The sequence below is a fragment of the Acidocella sp. MX-AZ03 genome, from assembly GCF_027626035.1.
In the GTDB taxonomy this organism is placed as follows: Bacteria; Pseudomonadota; Alphaproteobacteria; order Acetobacterales; family Acetobacteraceae; genus Acidocella; species Acidocella facilis.
This window is the reverse complement of the sequence record NZ_CP110774.1, coordinates 2,923,358-2,939,442: the sequence shown is the minus strand read 5'-3', so window position 1 is coordinate 2,939,442 and position 16,085 is coordinate 2,923,358. Positions and strand designations below refer to the sequence as shown.

Genomic DNA, 16,085 nt, shown 5'->3' with positions numbered 1-16,085 from the left:
TTGCATGGAGTATAACTCATGAAAATCTTGTTGGTTCTCACCTCCCACGACAAGCTGGGCAATACCGGGAAGAAAACCGGCTTCTGGCTTGAGGAGTTCGCGGCACCTTATTACATATTCAAGGATGCCGGGGCTGAGATCACCCTTGCCTCCCCGGCTGGCGGCCAGCCGCCCCTGGACCCGAAAAGTGACCTGCCTGAATTCCAGACCGAGCTGACCCACCGCTTCAAGGCCGACCCGCCGCGCAGCAGGCGTTGGCGAATACAGTCAAGCTGGACAGCGTGAAGCAGGATGATTTCGACACCGTATTCTACCCGGGCGGCCATGGCCCGCTTTGGGACCTGGCGGAATCACCGTCCTCGATCAGGCTGATCGAGAGCTTCGAGCGCGCCGGCAAGCCGATCGGGTTTGTCTGCCACGCGCCGGGCGTGCTGCGCCACGTGAAGGCTGCAAACGGCGATGCGCTGATCAAGGGCCGCCATGTTACCGGCTTCAGCAATAGCGAGGAAGCGGCGGTGGAGCTGACCGATATTGTGCCCTTCCTGATCGAGGACGAGTTCAAAACCCTCGGCGGCTTGTATGAGAAAGGCCCAGACTGGAGCGCGCACGTGGTCCAGGACGGCAAGCTGGTTACGGGCCAGAACCCGGCCTCCTCCGAAGATGTCGCGAAGGCTTTGATTAGAGCAATATGTGTTTAGATTGACGCGGCAGCGTCAAGATAAACACGTGAAATTGCTCGCCGATATAAAACTTAGAGCCAGCAAATTTATCCGATCAAACGATTTCGTTTGATCGGATGTTGCTCTAACCATTGAAATCCACAATCGCGGCGAAGCCTTCTTCCGTGCCGAAGGCGAGCTGCGCGCCGTTCTGGCTCCAGCCCAGCGCGCTGACACTGCCGCGTCCCGGCCCGCACACCGCCAGCACCCGCTCCCGCCCCACATCCGCCACCAGCACCATGCCGGTATTGAACCCGGCCGCCACCACCTCACGCTGCGGATGGCAGGCGACGCGCTTGATCACGCCATCGCCCATGCCCAGCTCCATCGGCGGCTTACCCATCGGCCCGCCGCCGAAGAAGGGCCAGAGCACAATGCTCTCCGCCCCGGCGGTCGCCAGCCATTTGCCGGATTTGGTGAAGCCCAGCGATTCCGGCTTGGAGGGATAGCCGGACATGCGCATATGCTTGCCCCCCGGGAGCGTCCAGCCATGCAGGGCGTTCTCCTGCATCGCCGTCACCAGCGCCTCCCGGCCGGATGGATGGCAACGCCGGTATGGCTGCCCTTCCATTCCAGCTTCGGCGCCACCAGCGAACCGGAAGCGGTGAACCACAAACTCGCCCCGTTATAATGCGAGGCGGCGACGCGCTTGCCCTTCGCGTCAAAGGCGATGCCGGTGACGGTGGAGGGGTGCGCGATCTCTTTCAGCACCTCACCGCCCGGGCTCATCAGATACAGCATCTTGCCCACCGCGGCCGCCAGCAGCGGGCTTTTGCCGGCGAAGGCCGCCAGCTGCTCCACCCATTTGGAGCCGAATTTGTGCAACTCCTGGGTGCCGCCATCCGGCCTGGTCCAGACCAGCCGCCCATCATCCCCGCCGGTCACAAAGCCGCCCTGCGGATGCGCTGACAGGCTCAGCGCCGCGCCGTCATGCGCGGCGATGCTCTGATGATCGGGCCCCAGCCGCAGCGTGCCGTCGCCGAGGGCAAAGCCGGGCAGGCCGGAGGCGTCGAACGCCAGGGCGGTGACATAGGCGCCGAATTGGGCGGAACGGCCGCGCTTGCTCAGCAGCTCGTCGAGATCGGTAAGGTCGGACATGGCCCTTGTCTTGCCCGCCCGGCCCGGGCGGGCAAGGGGCGGCTTTTTCCCGTAAAGATGATGGGGTTTGCGCCATATCAAGGCCAACAGGGCGAAATGGGAGGATGGCAGGCTTGGCTTCACGATCATAACCAAACAGCCAGGAGACGCGCGATGCGCCGCTTCATTACCTCCACCACCGCCCTCAGCCTCGCCGGGCTGGCCGGGCTGCTGGCCTTCAGCCGCCCCGCCCAGGCGATTCCCGCTTTTGCGGCGCAAACCGGCCTGGCCTGCGCCGCCTGCCATATCGGCTTTCCCCAGCTCACCCCGTTCGGGCGGCTGTTCAAGCTGGAAGGCTACACGCTGGGTGACCAGACCTACCCGCGGGCGCATAATTTCTCCGCCATGCTGGAGGCCGGCTATACCTATCTGAACAAGAGCGTGCCCGGCGGGCTGGCGCCGGATTATCCGCCCAATAATGCCTGGTCGATCCAGCAGACCAGCCTGTTCTATGGCGGTGTGCTGGATAAAAATCTCGGCCTCGGCGCCTTCATCCAGGGCACGTTCGACGGGGTGGCGCACCAGTTCCACTGGGACAATACCGATATACGCTTCGCCCAGAGCGCCAAGCTGGCGGGGCGGCAGATCCTCTATGGCGTCACCTTCAACAACGCGCCGGGCCTCACCGACGTGTGGAACACGCTGCCGGCCTGGGGCTATCCGTTCATCCCGGATGAGCTGGGCGTCTCGCCCACCGCCGGGCTGCAGATCAGCGGGCTGGCGCAAAGCGTCGTCGGCGTGGGCGGCTATGCGGCCTATTACCTGACCCCGGCGGACATGCTCTATGGCGAGTTCGACGCCTATAAATCCCTGCCCAACCACACCGCCTACGCGCTGGGGGTCGGCCCCGCCAACGGGGTGGGCGGCACCATTCCGTATTGGCGCCTGGCCATCCAGCATAGCGTCGGCGAGAATTCCTACGAGATCGGCACCTCCGGGCTGGTCGATCATCCTTATCCCAGCGGCTTCAGCCATGGCCCGCAGGATGACATCACCGATCTCGGGCTGGACGCGCAGATCCAGCACATCACCGCTAACCAGGCGATCTCGCTGCAGGCCTCCTGGTATCATGAGAGCCAGCATTGGGGGGCGAGCTTCCCGGCCGGCAACACCGCCAACCTGAACGATACGCTGAACCAGGAAACCGTCACGGTCTCCTATCTCTGGCACCAGATGTTCGGCGCCACCGAATCCTTCACCAATATCGGCGGCAACGCGGATTCCGGGCTGTACGCCGCCGCCCCCATCTCCGGCAACGCCAACGGCAAGCCCAACACCGCCAGCTTCACCACCGAGCTGGATTACTACCCGTTCAACAAAGGCGGGCCGAAAATCTTCCCCTGGGTGAATGCGAAATTCTTCCTGGAGGGTACGATCTACCCGTATTTCAACGGGCTGGCGCATAATTACGACGGCAATGGCCGCTCGGCCGCGAATAACGACATCGTCTTCGGCGGCATCTGGCTGGTGTTTTAAGCCTCGGCCCCCGTCCGCCTCCCGGCGGGCGGGGCGTGCTGTTATAAAAATTTCTTGATAGGTTTTTACCGCCATGCCAGATTTGGGCATGGTTTCGGCAGCCCTACCACCTGCGCTTACTTTGCAAGCAGAGTTGCTTATCCTCTGCGCACGTATTGGCTTCAGCCCGCCCCGGTTCTGAGTTTCCCCCTGCCCGAACGGGGAGTTTGGGCATTTTCATATTCAGAAATCATCGGAGCCCACTATGCTGGACAACCTCACCCACGGCCTTGATTGGCAGGCGCTGGACGCCGCCCACCATTTTCACCCCTTTACCGACCATAAGGAGCTGCACGAGCAGGGGGTGCGGCTGATCACCAAGGCGGAAGGCGTGTATCTGCACGATTCCAACGGCAACAAGATCATGGACGGCATGGCCGGGCTCTGGTGCGTCGCCGCCGGCTATGGCCGCCAGGAGCTGGTCGAGGCCGCCGCCACCCAGATGGCGAAACTGCCCTATTACAACACGTTCTTCAAAACCACGAACGAGCCCGCCGTGCGCCTGGCCACCAAGCTGGCGGAAATCTCCCCGGCCGGGTTCGAGCACGCCTTCTTCGCCTGCTCCGGCTCCGAGGCGGTGGACAGCGCCCTGCGCACCGCGCGCGTGTACTGGCAGACGCTCGGCAAGCCCGAGAAGAAGATCATCATCGGCCGTGAATATGGCTATCACGGCTCCACCACGCTCGGCGCCTCCGCCGGCGGGATGAAGGACATGCACCGCCAGGCCGGCGACATGCCGAATTTCGCCCAGGTGCTGCCGCCTTACTGGTACGGCAAGGGCGGGCAGATGAGCCCGGAGGAATTCGGCCTCTACGCTGCCAAGGAGGTCGAGAAGAAGATCCTCGAACTCGGCGCCGAGAACGTCGCCGCCTTCATCGGCGAGCCGATCCAGGGCGCCGGCGGCGTGCTGATCCCGCCCGCCAGCTACTGGCCGGAGATCAACCGCATCTGCAAACAGTACGATATTCTGCTGATCGCCGATGAGGTGATCTGCGGCTATGGGCGCACCGGCAACTGGTTCGGCAGCAACACGTTCGGCATCGAGCCGGATATGATGACGACCGCCAAGGGCCTCACCTCCGGCTATCTGCCGCTCTCCGCCTTGCTGATGAACCGGCGCGTCGCGGATGTGCTGGTGAATGAGGCGGGCGAATATTATCACGGCTTCACCTATTCCGGCCATCCGGTCTCCTGCGCTGTGGCGCTGAAGAATCTCGAACTCATCGAAAACGAAAATCTCGTCGCCGAGGCCACCCGCAAGGGCGCGCTGCTGCGTGAAAAACTCACCGAGGCCATCGGCGATCTGCCGATTATCGGCGAGATCCGCGGCGTCGGGCTGATCGGCGCGATCGAGCTGACCGCCGATAAGCGCACCCGCAAGAGCTTCGAGAAAAATGGCCGCGTCGGCGTGATCTGCCGGGATCATTCGATCAAGGCCGGGCTGATGATGCGCGCCACCCGCGACACCATGCTGTTCTCGCCGCCGCTGATCATCAGCGATGCCGAGATCGAGCAGTTCGCGGCGATGGCGAAGATCGCCTTCGAGAAGACCTACGCCGATGTGCGCAGCGAGGTTGCGCAATGAACATGCTCGCCAACCCGGAGCTTGAAGCCAAGCTCTCCCTGCTCTCCGGCGCCGACTACATCGAAGCCTTCATCATCGATGTGAACGGCGTGCCGCGCGGCAAATGGCTGCAGCGCGACAAGGCGAAATCCCTGCTCGGCACCGGCATCGCGATTCCGCGCTCGGCGTACCTGCTGGATATCTGGGGCCGCGACATCGTCGAGGGCGGCATCGCCTATGATACCGGGGATCCGGACGGGCTCTGCGTGGCGGTGCCGCATTCCATCACCCGCATGGGCTGGGCGGAGGGCAATGTCGCCCAGGCGCTGCTGACCATGCGCGAGGAGGATGGCAGCCTCTATTACCTGGACCCGCGCGGCGCGCTGGAACGGGTGCTCGCCCGCTACGCCAAGGCCGGGCTGACCCCGGCTCTGGGCGTGGAGCTGGAATTCTATCTGGTCGATTCCCGCCAGAACGGCATGAAGATCGCCCCGCGCGGCGCCGATGAGAGCGGCTGGCGCGGCTGGCAGATCGACGCTGTCGGGCTCGGCGAAGTGCATGATTACGAGACCATCCTGCGTGAAATGATGGCCTGCGCGAAAGCGCAGGACATCATCCTGGAAACCCTCGTCTCCGAATCCGGCCCCGGCCAGTTCGAGGTGACGCTGAAATACTCGACCGACGCGATGCGCCTGGCCGACGGCGCCACCTTGTTCAAGCGCACCATCAAGCAGGTGGCGCGCAAGCACGGCCTCACCGCCACCTTCATGGCCAAGCCCTACGGGCAATGGGCCGGCTCGGGCATGCATGTGCATATGTCGATCCTCGACAATGCCGGCAAGAACATCTTCGTCGGCACGCCGGAGCGCGCCGCACCGGAGCTGTATCACGCGCTGGGCGGCATCATCCACAACATGCCGGATACGATGCTGACCCTGGCCCGCATGCCAATTCCTATCGCCGCTTCGCGCCCGGCGTGCATGCGCCGACCTATGGCGATTGGGGGCATGATAACCGCATGGCCTCGGTGCGCGTGATCACCGCCGACCCGGCCGCCTCGCGCATCGAGCATCGCGTCGCCGGGGCGGATTGCAACCCCTATCTCTCCTTCGCCTCGCTGCTCGGCACCGCGCTCGCCGGGCTGGAAGGGCGGATGGATCCAGGGCCGGAGACCCATGGCACCATCCGCAGCCCCCTGGCGCCGCCCTTGCCCATCGCCTGGTCAGGGGCCGTGGATAAATTCGGCGCCTCCGCGGCGATGGGCGATATTTTCGGGCGGAGTTCCAGCGCTATTACACCGCCACCAAGCGCCAGGAGATCAGCGAGCTGCGCAAGCGGATCTCCGATGTGGAATATGACGCCTATCTGAAAAACGCCTGAGGGTGCCATGAACGATGTGATCACCCCGCGTGAGGCCGGCTTTGCCATGCCGGCCGAATGGGCGGCGCATGACGGGTGCTGGATGATCTGGCCGGAGCGGCCGGATAATTGGCGCCTGGGTGCGAAGCCGGCGCAGAAAGCCTTTGTCGCTGTCGCCAGCGCCATCGCCCGGTTCGAGCCGGTGACGATGCTGGTCAGCCACGCCCAGTACGAAAACGCCCGCGCCAGCCTGCCGCCGGCGGTGCGGGTGGTGGAGATGAGCAGCAACGATGCCTGGGCGCGTGACATTGCCTGCACCTTCCTGCTCGGCCCGGATGGAAAGCTGGGCGGGGTGGATTGGCCGTTCAAAAGCTGGGGCGGGCTGTATTTCCCCTGGGACAAGGACGATGCCATCGCGTCCAAGATGCTGGGGCTTGAGCGCGCCACCGCGTTCCGCGCGCCTCTGGTGATCGAGGGCGGAGCGCTGCATGTGGATGGCGAGGGCACGGTTCTCTGCGTTGAGCAATGCGTGCTCAATGAGAACCGCAACCCCAACATCACCCGCCAGGATATGGAGCGGATGCTGAAGGATTATCTCGGCGTCAGCCATGTCATCTGGATCGCCGAAGGCGTGCCGCATGACGAGACCGACGGGCATGTGGATAATCTCGTCTGTTTCGTGAAGCCGGGCGTGGTGCTGCTGAGCTGGTGCGATGATCCGGCGGATGCGCATTACGCCGTCAGCCGCGCCGCCGAGGCCGCGCTGCAAGGGGCGCGCGATGCCAAAGGCCGGGCGCTGGTGATCGAAAAAATCCCGATGCCGACGCCGATGTTCTATACCCAGGAGGAGGCGGACGGGGTGGATGCCACCGCCTCGGGCATGAACCGGCGCGCCGGTGAGCGGCTCGCCGCCTCCTACGTGAATTTCTACATCGCCAACGGCGCCATCGTCGCGCCCGCCTTCGGTGTGGAAACGGACGAGGCGGCGCGCGCCGTTCTGGCCAGGCTGTTTCCCGAGCGCGAGATCGTGATGATCCCGGCACGCGAAATCCTGCTCGGCGGCGGCAACATCCACTGCATCACCCAGCAGCAGCCGGCCCCACGCTAAAGCTGCTGTTTTCTGTCTACCACCGTTTGGCCGCAAACGGTGCTTGGCTTTGCCTAAACGCCTTTGATACTATTCCAAAACAACCCTCATTCCCTACGGGGAGGAAGCAGCATGAGCACGAAACTCAAAGCGGATTCGTTATCGTTTTTCGAATCGATCATCATGGGCGTGGCCGGCTCCGCGCCGGGCTTTTCCATCGCCGTCGCCATTGCCGGGCTGCTCGCCACGGCGGGCAGCGTCTCACCCAACGCGCTGCTGATCTTCGCGGTGCCGATGCTGGGCATCGCCGTCGCCTATAAGGGGCTGACGCATAAAATGCCGAATGCGGGCGCGGCCTATGAATGGACGAAATCCGTGTTCGGTGGATTTTTCGGCTATTTCTCCGGCTGGGCGCTGCTGATCGCGGCTTTGGTGTTCATGGTCACCGGCTCGGTGCCGCTGGGCACTGCCACGCTGCAGCTCATCGACCCTGATCTGGCCAGCAATGTTCTGCTCACCACCGGCATCGGCGCGGTCTGGTTCATCGTCATCGGGCTGGTGCTGATCACCGGCATCGAGCTGACCAGCAAGATCCAGATGGTGATGAGCGGGATCGAGCTTGGCATCCTTGCCATCATTTGCGTCGCCGCCTTCATCCATAGCGGGCTGCATGGCTCGGTTTCGCCCTTCTCCTGGTCCTGGTTCGGCTTCAACTACCCGGCCGGCAGCTTCGCCGCCTCCTCGCTCAGCGTGGTGTTCCTGTATTGGGGCTGGGACGTGACGGCGAATCTGGCCGAGGAAACCAAGGGCCAGGAGCAGAACCTCGCCGGGCGCGGCGGGTTTCTCTCCATCTTCGCCACCATCGCCTCCTTCGTCGCCTTCACCGTGGCGGCGCTGATGATGTTTTCCCTCAAGGATGCCTCTGGCTTTTCCGATAATCTGATCTATCACGTCGCCGTCGCCGCCGGGCTTGGCAAGGTGGGCGGGTATGGCGCGGCTTTGGTGCTGATCCTCTCCTCCGTCGCCACGCTGGAGACGACGATGCTGCAATTCTCCCGCACCCTGTTCGCCATGGGCCGCGACCGCGCGCTGCCGGGTTATTTCGGCCAGGTGCACGAGAAAACCATCACCCCGGTGCGCACCATGTATATGCTGCTGATCGTCGGGCTGGTGCTGATCGTGATTTCCAGCTTCCTGCCCTCGGTGTCCACGATTTTGAACGACTCGGTCGCCGCCATCGCGGTGCAGGTCTGCTATTATTACGGCCTGGCCGGGCTGGTCTGCGCCTGGGTGTATCGCAAGAGCAGCGGCTTCACCTTCGTACAATATGTGATCTTCCCGGCGCTGTCGGCGATTGCGCTGATCGGGCTTGGATTTTACGCGATCACGACCTTCAACATGATCGTCAAGGTCGTCGGCATTGGCGGGCTGGCGCTGGGGATCCTGTTCTACCGGCCGCGGGGCTACAAGCTGCCGTCTATCGTGGCTGCGGAGTGAGATGGAAACGGGGCCGAAAGGCCCCGTTTTTATTGCAAACCATCAATTGGCTGGGCGATGCACGGCTATGACGGCATTCTGCACGTTCGCTGGCAGGTCGGCATAATCCACGGTACCATACCAGCGTGTGGAAACCGAGGAACCTTTGGAATCGAAAAAAGCGACCCAAAGATTGGCGCTGGTCTGATCCAGCACGATGGTCACATTGCTGGCCCCGCAATCATGTGCTGTGCAGTAATCCACGAGGATGTAGTGCCCTACCTGCGAAACTTGGTCCGCCAGTTTGTACCTGTTGCTTAGCGCCTGAAAATCGGCGGCGGGCAAAACATGCCGCAGCGTGGAATGAATGGCCGGAACACCCAGCAACTGCGCGCCTGCCGGCCCCAGCTTTTCATCCGGATAATGGCCGATCCAATTGCTTAAACTGCCCCACCCAGTAGCCGCCATGGCTGGCATGGCGCAGAGAATGAAAGCGCTGATCACAATACCACGAATCATGGGTGAATTTGGACCAAACAATTGATCCCCCCTGTAGCCTTTTTCAGGCAGGCTTCACAGGCCAGAATATTATCCACATAGCCATTGCCAGTTCCGTATCCATTCACGCCTGCCTTGATGTCGTTCCCCGCCCGCTTGATACGGATGTCGAGATAAAGTGTTCCACATTGGATATTCAGCGCGTTGTCGGACATGTCTTGCTCTGTGTAATGTTTTGCGTGTTGTCCTAGACTAGCATTCACATCTTTGATCGCGGCCTTGGTCATTTGCATCATGCCGGTAGCGGAAGAGCCTTCTTCATTCCGTCTCGGTCGAAACCCGCACTCTTTCCAAATCTGACAAATAATGAACTCGTCTGACAAAATATTTGAGCGGTTATTTTTACTCACAAGCTGCCTTATCTCGCTCAGCGTCAGTGCTGCCATGCCGCCCTCTCGTTATCTTTGAATCGTATGTGACGATGATACTTATTCTATTTCATATAGAACAACCGCAACGCGAAACATCTATTACTTTTCGAAGACGGCAAATGCTCACCAATGAAAACCGGGCTGCACTTCCCTTTAATTCAGACCGCCCCCTACATCGCCAGTCGAAACGTCAAATTCACCCGCGCCGCCCCCGTCAGCGGATGCGTCCCCGCCTTCACCGGCGCAATCCCGTGAAAATGCCTCCGCGCCGGCCCGCCCCACACCAGCACGTCACCACTGGCAAGCGCAATCCGCGCCGCCTTGTCCGTCCGCTTCGCCCCGCCCCATAAAAACATCGCGGGCAACCCCAGCGAGACCGAGACGATCGGCGCGGAAAAATCCTGCTCGTCGACATCCTGGTGCAGGGACATTTTGGCGCCCGGCTCGTAGCGGTTGATCAGCGCCACGTCCGGCGCAAACCCGCGAACCCGCCGGCTTGCGCCGCGCGCTGGGCCAGATCACGGAAAATCACCGGCATCATCGGCCAAGGCAGGCCGGTATAGGGGTCGCTCGCCTGGTAGCGATAGCCTTTGGCGTCGCTCACCCAGCCCACGGCGCCGCAATTGGTCATGGCGGCACTCATCTCCTTGCCGCCGGGGGTTTTCATGCGCCGGAAGGGGGCGTGGGCGGCGATCTCCCGCACCGCCGCCATCAGCGCGGGCGCGGCCTCGCCCGCGAAGCCCGGCAGGATGGTCAGGCCCGGATGGGCCAGGGTTTCGGGGAACAGATCACCCGGCATGGCTCAGAGGACGAGCGTGCCGGAGATCACCTCCACGCTCTCCCCGCCAATCCAGAATTCGCCGTCCTCATGCGCCACATGCACCCGCCCGGCGCGGCCCAGAGCGGTGCCCTGCGCGGCGACATAGCGCGAAGGGCAATCCCCGCACCGATCAGCCAGCGCGCCAGCCCGGCATTCAGGCTGCCGGTCACCGGGTCCTCCCCGCCGACATCATTGACAAAGCCGCGCACCTCGAAATCCACCCCGTCCGCGCCGTGCGGCGCAACAACGCCCAGCTCCAACTCGCCGAGGGCCACAAAATCCGGCCGCAGCGCCAACACGGCGGCGCGGTCCTTCAGCAGCACGCCGGTCCAGCCGGGGCGGGTGGCGGAGAGCTGGCGCGTGGCGAGAATCTCCGCCGCCGCAATGCCCAACACCGCGGCGATGCGCGATTTCAGCGCCGGCGCGATGTCCGACTGCGCGGCTGGCGGCGCGGCGAAGGCCAAACGCTGCCCGTCGCGGCGGAGTTTCACCAGCCCGGCCTGGCATTGCTGCACGATGAAGTCGCCCTTCGGCACCCCGCCGGCGGCCAGCCAGCCATGGCAGCTGCCCAAGGTCGGATGGCCGGCGAAGGGCAGCTCGGATTTCGGGGTGAAAATCCGCACCTGGTAGTCGGCCTCCGGCGCCGTGGGCGGCTGCAGGAAGGCGGTTTCGCTGAGATTGGTCCAATGCGCGAAATGCTGCATCTCCTCGCCGCTCAGCCCATCGGCGCCATGCACCAGCGCCAGCGGGTTGCCATAGCCGGGCGGGCGGTGAACACGTCGATCTGGGAAAAGGCAAAACGCGGCATCAGCTGACCATCAAAATCACGACGAGCAGGATCGCCAGCCCTTGCAGCCCCACGCGCCAGCGCATCAGCAGATTGGCGCGGCGCGGGTCGCGGGTTTTGTCGGCCATGCCCAGCACGCCGGCGAGCATCACGCCCACCACCGCCAGCATATCCAACCCCAACAAGACCAGTATGATCCCCCGCATGGCGCCACTATACGATGACTGACGGATTTGCCTATCTCCCGGTTGACGTCCCCCGTTTCGGCTTACAGGCTTGGTTCATGCGCTTATTGTTGACGTTCCTGTTTCTGGTCTTGCTGGTGCCGGGGCTTGGCCGCGCCAACACGCCCGCCGCCGCGCCGGCGCCAGCCGCCGCCAGCGCCCCGGCGGCGCCGGCCAAGAGCGCGCCGGCGATCATCCCCGGCTCGCCGCTGGCCGCCCTCACCGGGGCGGATGCCAGCGCCGGCGCGGCCGGCCAGAGCCCCGCGCCGGCGCCGTTCGGCACCAGTGAGATCGGCTTCGCGCTGACCAGCGTGCTGGGCCACGAAGCCACGCGCACCTTCGATGATTTTACCGATGCGCTGCATCGATCCACCCGGCTGACGCCGGTCTGGCACTGGCTGGCGGGCTTTGCCAATGCGCCGCAGCGCCGGGCGGATGCGCTGGCCATCGGGATGGCGCTGGCCATCGCGGTGGTGCCGGGCATGGCGCTGGATGTGCTGCTGGTGCTAGCACTGCGCGGCGCCGCCGCACTTTGCGCCCGCCAGGCGGTGCCCCGCCGCAACGAATATCTGCCGACACCGGATCTGGACGGTCTCGCCAGCGCGGAGGAGGGCGAGAGCGAGCAGCGCCCGCCCCGGCGCACCAGCCTGCGCGCCTGGAGCCGGCGCTTCGGCTTCGCGCTGCTGAAATTCCTGCTGATGCTGCTGCCGATCGCCGCCTTCGGCATCACCGAACAGCTCATCCTCAATTCCGGCCTCATCGCCCGGCGGCCGGCGCATCTGGCGGTGGTGGGCATCGTCAACGCCTATCTGGCGGCACGGCTGACCCAGGAGGTGCTGCGGCTGCTCTTTTCGCCCAACGCCCCCAGCCTGCGGCTGGCGCATCTGGCCAGTACCCATGCGAAATGGCTGATGCGCCGGGCGATGCTGCTGATCATCACCATCTTCGTCGCCTTCTGCATCATCTCGGTGGCCGAGATCCTGTTCCTGCCCAAGGATGGCGCCGGGGCGCTGCTGCGGCTGGCGGCGCTGGTCGTGCATCTGGAGGTCGCCTTCGCGATCTGGCGGAGCCGGCGCGTGATCAGCCGCTGGATCGCCGGCAAGCCCGGGAGTGACAGCTATTTCGCCGGCATGCGGCGGCGCTTTTCCAAGGTCTGGTATATTTTCGCGCTGTTCTATGTGCTCGCCCTCTGGGTCGCCTGGGCGGGCGGGGTGCAGAATGCGCTGGTGGTGCTGCTGCGGGCCTTGCTGGTGGTGTTCATCGCTTTGGTGCTGGGGCGGCTTGCCTGGGTGGGCAGCAATCGCGCCCTGGCGCGGATTTTCCCGGATGAGGACAGCGCCGCCCGCCGCAGCGCCGTGCTCGGCCGGGCGCGTACCTATAATCCGCTGATCCGCCTCGTCGTGCGCTTCGTCATCGCCATGCTGGTGCTGGTGCTGGTGCTGCAGGGCTGGGGGTGGATGCGTTCGGCTGGCTGCTGACCAACAATATCAGCCGCGCCTTGCTCTCCGCCGGGTTCAGCGTGCTGGTCACCGTCGCCATCGCCATCGTGCTGTGGGAGGCGATCAATTACCAGCTCGATGCGCGGATCGAGCGGCTGAACAACGCCGGCAAGACCCGCCAGGCCTCGCGCCTGCGCACGCTGCTGCCGATGCTGCGCGCCGCCATCGGCATCGTGCTGGTGCTGGTGGCGCTGATCATCTGTCTCTCGCGCATCGGGGTGAACACCACGGGCTTGCTGGCGGTCTCCTCCGTGGTCGGCATCGCGGTCGGCTTCGGCAGCCAGAAGCTGGTGCAGGACATCATCACCGGGCTGTTCCTGCTGTTCGAGGATGCGATGCAGGTGGGCGATGTGGTGACACTCGGCGGCATGTCCGGCACGGTGGAGCGGCTTTCGCTGCGCACCATCCGGCTGCGCGGCGGCGATGGCTCGGTCAATATCATCCCCTTCTCCTCGGTCACCACCGTCACCAACCAGACCCGGGATTTCTCCTACGCGCAGATCTCGGTCATGGTCTCCTATGACGAGGATATCGAGCGGGTCAGCGCCTTGCTGAAGGAGATCGGGGCGAAGATGCGGGCCGAGGCCGCCTGGGGGCGATGATGCGCGACGATCTGCAGCTGTTCGGGCTGGATAGTTTCGGCGAGCTGGGGCTGGTCTTCACCGGGCAGATCCGCACCGGGCCGGGCCAGCACTGGGCGGTGCGGCGCGAATTCAATGCCCGGGTGCAGAAGCGTTTCGCCGAGGAAGGCATCGCCCTCTCCTACCGGCGCCAGAGCATGAGGCTGGACCTGCCCCCCGGCGAAATGCTGCTGGGGCCGCCACCGAAACCCGCCGCGCCTTAACCCGCCCGCGAAAACCCGGCATTGGCCAGCACCCGCCGCGCCGTCGCCATCCGCCCGGCCGGCAGCACGCCATGCAGATTTTTGCTCACCTCCGCCAGCGTCAGCCCGGCAAATTGCGGCGCCAGCACCGGGCCCGCCTTTTCCAGCAGCCCGGCCACCCGCCGGAGCGGGGCCGGCAGCAGCGGCGGGGTGTAGAGGGCGGTGGTCTGCGCCTCCACCTGGAAGAACAGCCCGGTGAGCAGCCGCGCCAGCTGGCCCTCGGAATAAGGCTGGCCATGGCCGAAGGGCGTGCTCTCCGCATAGGCCCAGAGCCCGCGCCGGTTGGGCGCCACCACGATCATCCGCCCATCATCCTTCAGCACCCGCCAGGCCTCGCGCAGCGTCCGCCGGGCGTTTTCCGCCTGCTCCAGCCCGTGGATCAGCAAAATCCGGTCGAAGCTGAGATCCGCAAAGGGCAGCGCCTCCGCCTCGGCCATGCAGGAGAGATTGGCCAGCCCCGCCGGCCAAGGCGCGGCCCCCATATGGTTGGGCGAGAGCGCGATGCAGCGCGCCGCCTCCCGCCAGGGATGCAAACACGGCCCGGCATGGCCAATGCCCAGAACCGACAGCCCCTCCATGCGCGGCCAGAGCCGCGCCAGCTTCTGGCGCAGCAACAGGGCCACATGCCGGCCCAGCGCGGTTGCGTAAAATCCGGCCGCATCTCGTGCATCGATCGCCATTGCCCCTATATAACCACGTAACGCGAAGGAGCGAGAGCGATGACCGTCACGGCGCAAGCCATTCCCATGCTGTCCGACAATTATGCCTGGCTGCTGGTCGATAGTGTCTCCGGCAAGACCGGCATCGTCGATCCGGCAGAGGCCGCCCCGGCCGTCGCCGCGCTGGAGGCGCTGGGCAAGCGGCTGGATTACATCTTCCTCACCCACCATCATGACGACCATATCGGCGGCGTCGCGGAACTGGTGGCGGCCTACCGCCCGCAGGTGGTCGGTAATGGCGCGGACGCGCAGCGCCTGCCGAAGCTGGATATTTCCGTGCATGAAGGCTCGCTGGTGGAATTCGGCAGCGCCAGGCTGCGGGTGATCGAAACCCCCGGCCATACGCTGGGCCATATCTCCTACTATATCGCCGATGGCGGCATCCTGCTGCCGGGCGACACGCTGTTCAGCCTGGGATGCGGCCGGCTGTTCGAGGGCACGCCGGCGCAGATGTTCAACGCCATCGCCAAATATGGCGACCTGCCGGACGACACGCTGGTCTGCGCCGGGCATGAATATACCGCCTCCAACGCCAAATTCGCGCTGAGCGTGGAGCCTGGCAATGCGGCGCTGCAGGCCCGCGCCGCCGAGGTGCAGGCGCTGCGCGCGGCGGGCAAGCCCACCCTGCCGGTGAAATTGGGCCAGGAGCGCGCCACCAACCCGTTCCTGCGCGCCCCGGACGAGGAAAGCTTCGCGAAATTGCGCGCGGCGAAGGATAGTTTTTGAAACCCTTTCTGACCAATGCAGCTTTCTTGCAACAGGTATCAAAAATGACAGCGCCTTGGCGAGGAAACACTATTCCTGACACGGCCGGATTTGTTAGAAAGTTCCTGTCGGCAAGCCTCAACAAGGGCACCGTCTGGGAGCTTTTTCTTTCTGTCTTTCTTTCTGTCGTGGGATGCTGCTGGCTGGCGCAATGCTGGCCGGCAGCGCCCTGCCCGCCGCAGCTTCGGACTTCACCCCTGGCTACTGGGTCTCCTCCGGCCACGAGATCGTGCTGGAAATCTCGCAATGCGGCGATGATCTCTGCGGTTTCATGGCCGGCATCGCGCTCGACCATCCGGGCGATGCGATGCCGACCGACTGGCGCGGCCAGCCGCAATGCGGCTTCCTGATGCTGCGCGTCGCCCCGGACGGCAAGACCGATGACGGCACCCCGCGCTGGAAAGGCGTGCTGCAGGACCCGCGCAACGGCAATGTCTATCGTACCATGGTGAAGTTCGACGCCAAGGGCAATCTGGATCTGCATGGCTATATCGGCGTGCCGGTGCTGGGCGAGACGCAGGTCTGGCCAAAATTCACCGGCAAGGTGGAGCCGGGCTGCCATGTGCCGGAGCTGGACGGCAAGGCCTCGCCATAACCGCGTA

General features: G+C 64.3%; 20 protein-coding genes and 1 pseudogene. 13 read left to right on the top strand and 8 right to left on the bottom strand.

All coding sequences use genetic code 11. From position 1 onward, the window contains the following. Positions 1 to 18 precede the first annotated feature (18 nt). Both GT370_RS21640 and GT370_RS16250 read left to right on the top strand, forming a co-directional pair. Positions 19 to 285: a hypothetical protein gene (locus GT370_RS21640; protein ID WP_270183396.1), complete on the top strand. Its 267-nt coding sequence runs from the start codon at positions 19 to 21 to the stop codon at positions 283 to 285. Continuing rightward, positions 255 to 698: a type 1 glutamine amidotransferase domain-containing protein gene (locus GT370_RS16250; RefSeq protein WP_270183395.1), complete on the top strand. Its 444-nt coding sequence runs from the start codon at positions 255 to 257 to the stop codon at positions 696 to 698. Before GT370_RS21640 ends, GT370_RS16250 begins: the two co-directional genes overlap by 31 nt. A 106-nt stretch (positions 699 to 804) precedes the next feature. Here GT370_RS16250 and GT370_RS21005 read toward each other — a convergent pair whose 3' ends face one another. Both GT370_RS21005 and GT370_RS21000 read right to left on the bottom strand, forming a co-directional pair. After that, the gene (locus tag GT370_RS21005; RefSeq protein WP_333489967.1) at positions 805 to 1,239 is read right to left on the bottom strand and encodes a WD40 repeat domain-containing protein; all 435 of its coding nucleotides are present in this window, start codon (positions 1,237 to 1,239) and stop codon (positions 805 to 807) included. Further along, complete coding sequence (locus GT370_RS21000; RefSeq protein WP_333489966.1) at positions 1,236 to 1,817, bottom strand: WD40 repeat domain-containing protein; 582 nt, start codon at positions 1,815 to 1,817, stop codon at positions 1,236 to 1,238. Before GT370_RS21000 ends, GT370_RS21005 begins: the two co-directional genes overlap by 4 nt. Before the next feature lie 153 nt (positions 1,818 to 1,970). On the opposite strand from GT370_RS21000, the gene GT370_RS16240 reads away from it, so the two are divergent. From GT370_RS16240 to GT370_RS16215, 6 genes are all read left to right on the top strand, one after another. Next, entirely contained in the window at positions 1,971 to 3,332 is a 1,362-nt protein-coding gene (locus GT370_RS16240) for a hypothetical protein (RefSeq protein WP_008494896.1), read from the top strand. 244 nt (positions 3,333 to 3,576) lie between these two features. Beyond that, on the top strand, positions 3,577 to 4,956 hold the full coding sequence (locus tag GT370_RS16235; protein ID WP_008494895.1) for an aspartate aminotransferase family protein: 1,380 nt from the start codon (positions 3,577 to 3,579) through the stop codon (positions 4,954 to 4,956). Continuing rightward, positions 4,953 to 5,972 carry a glutamine synthetase family protein gene (locus tag GT370_RS16230; protein WP_270183394.1) on the top strand — a complete coding sequence of 340 codons (1,020 nt, stop codon included), beginning with the start codon at positions 4,953 to 4,955 and terminating at the stop codon, positions 5,970 to 5,972. The genes GT370_RS16235 and GT370_RS16230 overlap by 4 nt, the downstream gene beginning before the upstream one ends. Continuing rightward, positions 5,912 to 6,304, top strand: a complete 393-nt coding sequence (locus GT370_RS16225; protein WP_270183393.1) for a hypothetical protein — start codon at positions 5,912 to 5,914, stop codon at positions 6,302 to 6,304. The genes GT370_RS16230 and GT370_RS16225 overlap by 61 nt, the downstream gene beginning before the upstream one ends. Positions 6,305 to 6,322: 18 nt before the next feature. Continuing rightward, positions 6,323 to 7,402 carry an agmatine deiminase gene (gene aguA, locus GT370_RS16220; RefSeq protein WP_008494893.1) on the top strand — a complete coding sequence of 360 codons (1,080 nt, stop codon included), beginning with the start codon at positions 6,323 to 6,325 and terminating at the stop codon, positions 7,400 to 7,402. 111 nt (positions 7,403 to 7,513) lie between these two features. Then, positions 7,514 to 8,878 (top strand): APC family permease, encoded by a 1,365-nt coding sequence (locus tag GT370_RS16215; protein ID WP_008494892.1) that lies wholly within the window; start codon positions 7,514 to 7,516, stop codon positions 8,876 to 8,878. A 42-nt stretch (positions 8,879 to 8,920) separates the two neighbouring features. Here the strand turns inward: GT370_RS16215 and GT370_RS16210 are convergent, their stop codons facing one another. From GT370_RS16210 to GT370_RS16190, 5 genes and pseudogenes are all read right to left on the bottom strand, one after another. Beyond that, positions 8,921 to 9,361, bottom strand: a complete 441-nt coding sequence (locus tag GT370_RS16210) for a hypothetical protein (RefSeq protein WP_270183392.1) — start codon at positions 9,359 to 9,361, stop codon at positions 8,921 to 8,923. A gap of 11 nt (positions 9,362 to 9,372) precedes the next feature. Further along, positions 9,373 to 9,801, bottom strand: coding sequence for a lytic transglycosylase domain-containing protein (locus GT370_RS16205; RefSeq protein ID WP_008494890.1), 429 nt, complete (start codon positions 9,799 to 9,801; stop codon positions 9,373 to 9,375). A gap of 155 nt (positions 9,802 to 9,956) precedes the next feature. Then, positions 9,957 to 10,498, bottom strand: a pseudogene (gene alkB, locus GT370_RS16200) (DNA oxidative demethylase AlkB). Positions 10,499 to 10,611: 113 nt separating this feature from the next. Further along, positions 10,612 to 11,343, bottom strand: coding sequence for a PhzF family phenazine biosynthesis protein (locus tag GT370_RS16195; RefSeq protein ID WP_442865451.1), 732 nt, complete (start codon positions 11,341 to 11,343; stop codon positions 10,612 to 10,614). A gap of 70 nt (positions 11,344 to 11,413) precedes the next feature. After that, positions 11,414 to 11,599, bottom strand: a complete 186-nt coding sequence (locus GT370_RS16190; RefSeq protein ID WP_026439014.1) for an HIG1 domain-containing protein — start codon at positions 11,597 to 11,599, stop codon at positions 11,414 to 11,416. 77 nt (positions 11,600 to 11,676) lie between these two features. Here GT370_RS16190 and GT370_RS16185 point away from each other — a divergent pair, with 77 nt between their 5' ends. Genes GT370_RS16185 through GT370_RS16175 form a run of 3 tightly spaced genes read left to right on the top strand, consistent with a single transcriptional unit; the run spans position 11,677 to position 13,960 of the window. After that, positions 11,677 to 13,095: a hypothetical protein gene (locus GT370_RS16185; protein WP_270183391.1), complete on the top strand. Its 1,419-nt coding sequence runs from the start codon at positions 11,677 to 11,679 to the stop codon at positions 13,093 to 13,095. Next, a complete protein-coding gene (locus GT370_RS16180) occupies positions 13,071 to 13,718 on the top strand; it encodes a mechanosensitive ion channel family protein (RefSeq protein WP_270183390.1) in 648 nt (215 codons plus the stop codon). The genes GT370_RS16185 and GT370_RS16180 overlap by 25 nt, the downstream gene beginning before the upstream one ends. Then, a complete protein-coding gene (locus tag GT370_RS16175) occupies positions 13,715 to 13,960 on the top strand; it encodes a hypothetical protein (RefSeq protein ID WP_270183389.1) in 246 nt (81 codons plus the stop codon). The genes GT370_RS16180 and GT370_RS16175 overlap by 4 nt, the downstream gene beginning before the upstream one ends. On the opposite strand, the gene GT370_RS16170 is transcribed toward GT370_RS16175, so the two are convergent. Next, positions 13,957 to 14,679, bottom strand: a complete 723-nt coding sequence (locus GT370_RS16170) for a class I SAM-dependent methyltransferase (RefSeq protein ID WP_008494884.1) — start codon at positions 14,677 to 14,679, stop codon at positions 13,957 to 13,959. The two genes, GT370_RS16175 and GT370_RS16170, sit on opposite strands and share 4 nt — an antisense overlap. 39 nt (positions 14,680 to 14,718) lie before the next feature. On the opposite strand from GT370_RS16170, the gene gloB reads away from it, so the two are divergent. Together gloB and GT370_RS16160 are read left to right on the top strand one after the other, a co-directional pair. Next, positions 14,719 to 15,444: a hydroxyacylglutathione hydrolase gene (gloB, locus tag GT370_RS16165; protein ID WP_008494883.1), complete on the top strand. Its 726-nt coding sequence runs from the start codon at positions 14,719 to 14,721 to the stop codon at positions 15,442 to 15,444. Between the two features lie 190 nt (positions 15,445 to 15,634). Next, positions 15,635 to 16,078 carry a DUF2147 domain-containing protein gene (locus tag GT370_RS16160; RefSeq protein WP_008494882.1) on the top strand — a complete coding sequence of 148 codons (444 nt, stop codon included), beginning with the start codon at positions 15,635 to 15,637 and terminating at the stop codon, positions 16,076 to 16,078. The last annotated feature ends 7 nt before the right edge of the window (positions 16,079 to 16,085 follow it).

Excerpts from the sequence above, each read along its gene's own strand:
- gloB (WP_008494883.1), top strand. The coding sequence starts at position 14,719 with ATGACCGTCACGGCGCAAGCCATTCCCATGCTGTCCGACAATTATGCC.
- GT370_RS16240 (WP_008494896.1), top strand. The coding sequence starts at position 1,971 with ATGCGCCGCTTCATTACCTCCACCACCGCCCTCAGCCTCGCCGGGCTG.
- GT370_RS16170 (WP_008494884.1), bottom strand. The coding sequence starts at position 14,679 with ATGGCGATCGATGCACGAGATGCGGCCGGATTTTACGCAACCGCGCTG.
- aguA (WP_008494893.1), top strand. The coding sequence starts at position 6,323 with ATGAACGATGTGATCACCCCGCGTGAGGCCGGCTTTGCCATGCCGGCC.
- GT370_RS16185 (WP_270183391.1), top strand. The coding sequence starts at position 11,677 with ATGCGCTTATTGTTGACGTTCCTGTTTCTGGTCTTGCTGGTGCCGGGG.
- GT370_RS16175 (WP_270183389.1), top strand. The coding sequence starts at position 13,715 with ATGATGCGCGACGATCTGCAGCTGTTCGGGCTGGATAGTTTCGGCGAG.
- GT370_RS16190 (WP_026439014.1), bottom strand. The coding sequence starts at position 11,599 with ATGCGGGGGATCATACTGGTCTTGTTGGGGTTGGATATGCTGGCGGTG.
- GT370_RS16235 (WP_008494895.1), top strand. The coding sequence starts at position 3,577 with ATGCTGGACAACCTCACCCACGGCCTTGATTGGCAGGCGCTGGACGCC.
- GT370_RS21000 (WP_333489966.1), bottom strand. The coding sequence starts at position 1,817 with ATGTCCGACCTTACCGATCTCGACGAGCTGCTGAGCAAGCGCGGCCGT.
- GT370_RS21640 (WP_270183396.1), top strand. The coding sequence starts at position 19 with ATGAAAATCTTGTTGGTTCTCACCTCCCACGACAAGCTGGGCAATACC.
- GT370_RS16215 (WP_008494892.1), top strand. The coding sequence starts at position 7,514 with ATGAGCACGAAACTCAAAGCGGATTCGTTATCGTTTTTCGAATCGATC.
- GT370_RS16160 (WP_008494882.1), top strand. The coding sequence starts at position 15,635 with ATGCTGGCCGGCAGCGCCCTGCCCGCCGCAGCTTCGGACTTCACCCCT.
- GT370_RS16230 (WP_270183394.1), top strand. The coding sequence starts at position 4,953 with ATGAACATGCTCGCCAACCCGGAGCTTGAAGCCAAGCTCTCCCTGCTC.
- GT370_RS16205 (WP_008494890.1), bottom strand. The coding sequence starts at position 9,801 with ATGGCAGCACTGACGCTGAGCGAGATAAGGCAGCTTGTGAGTAAAAAT.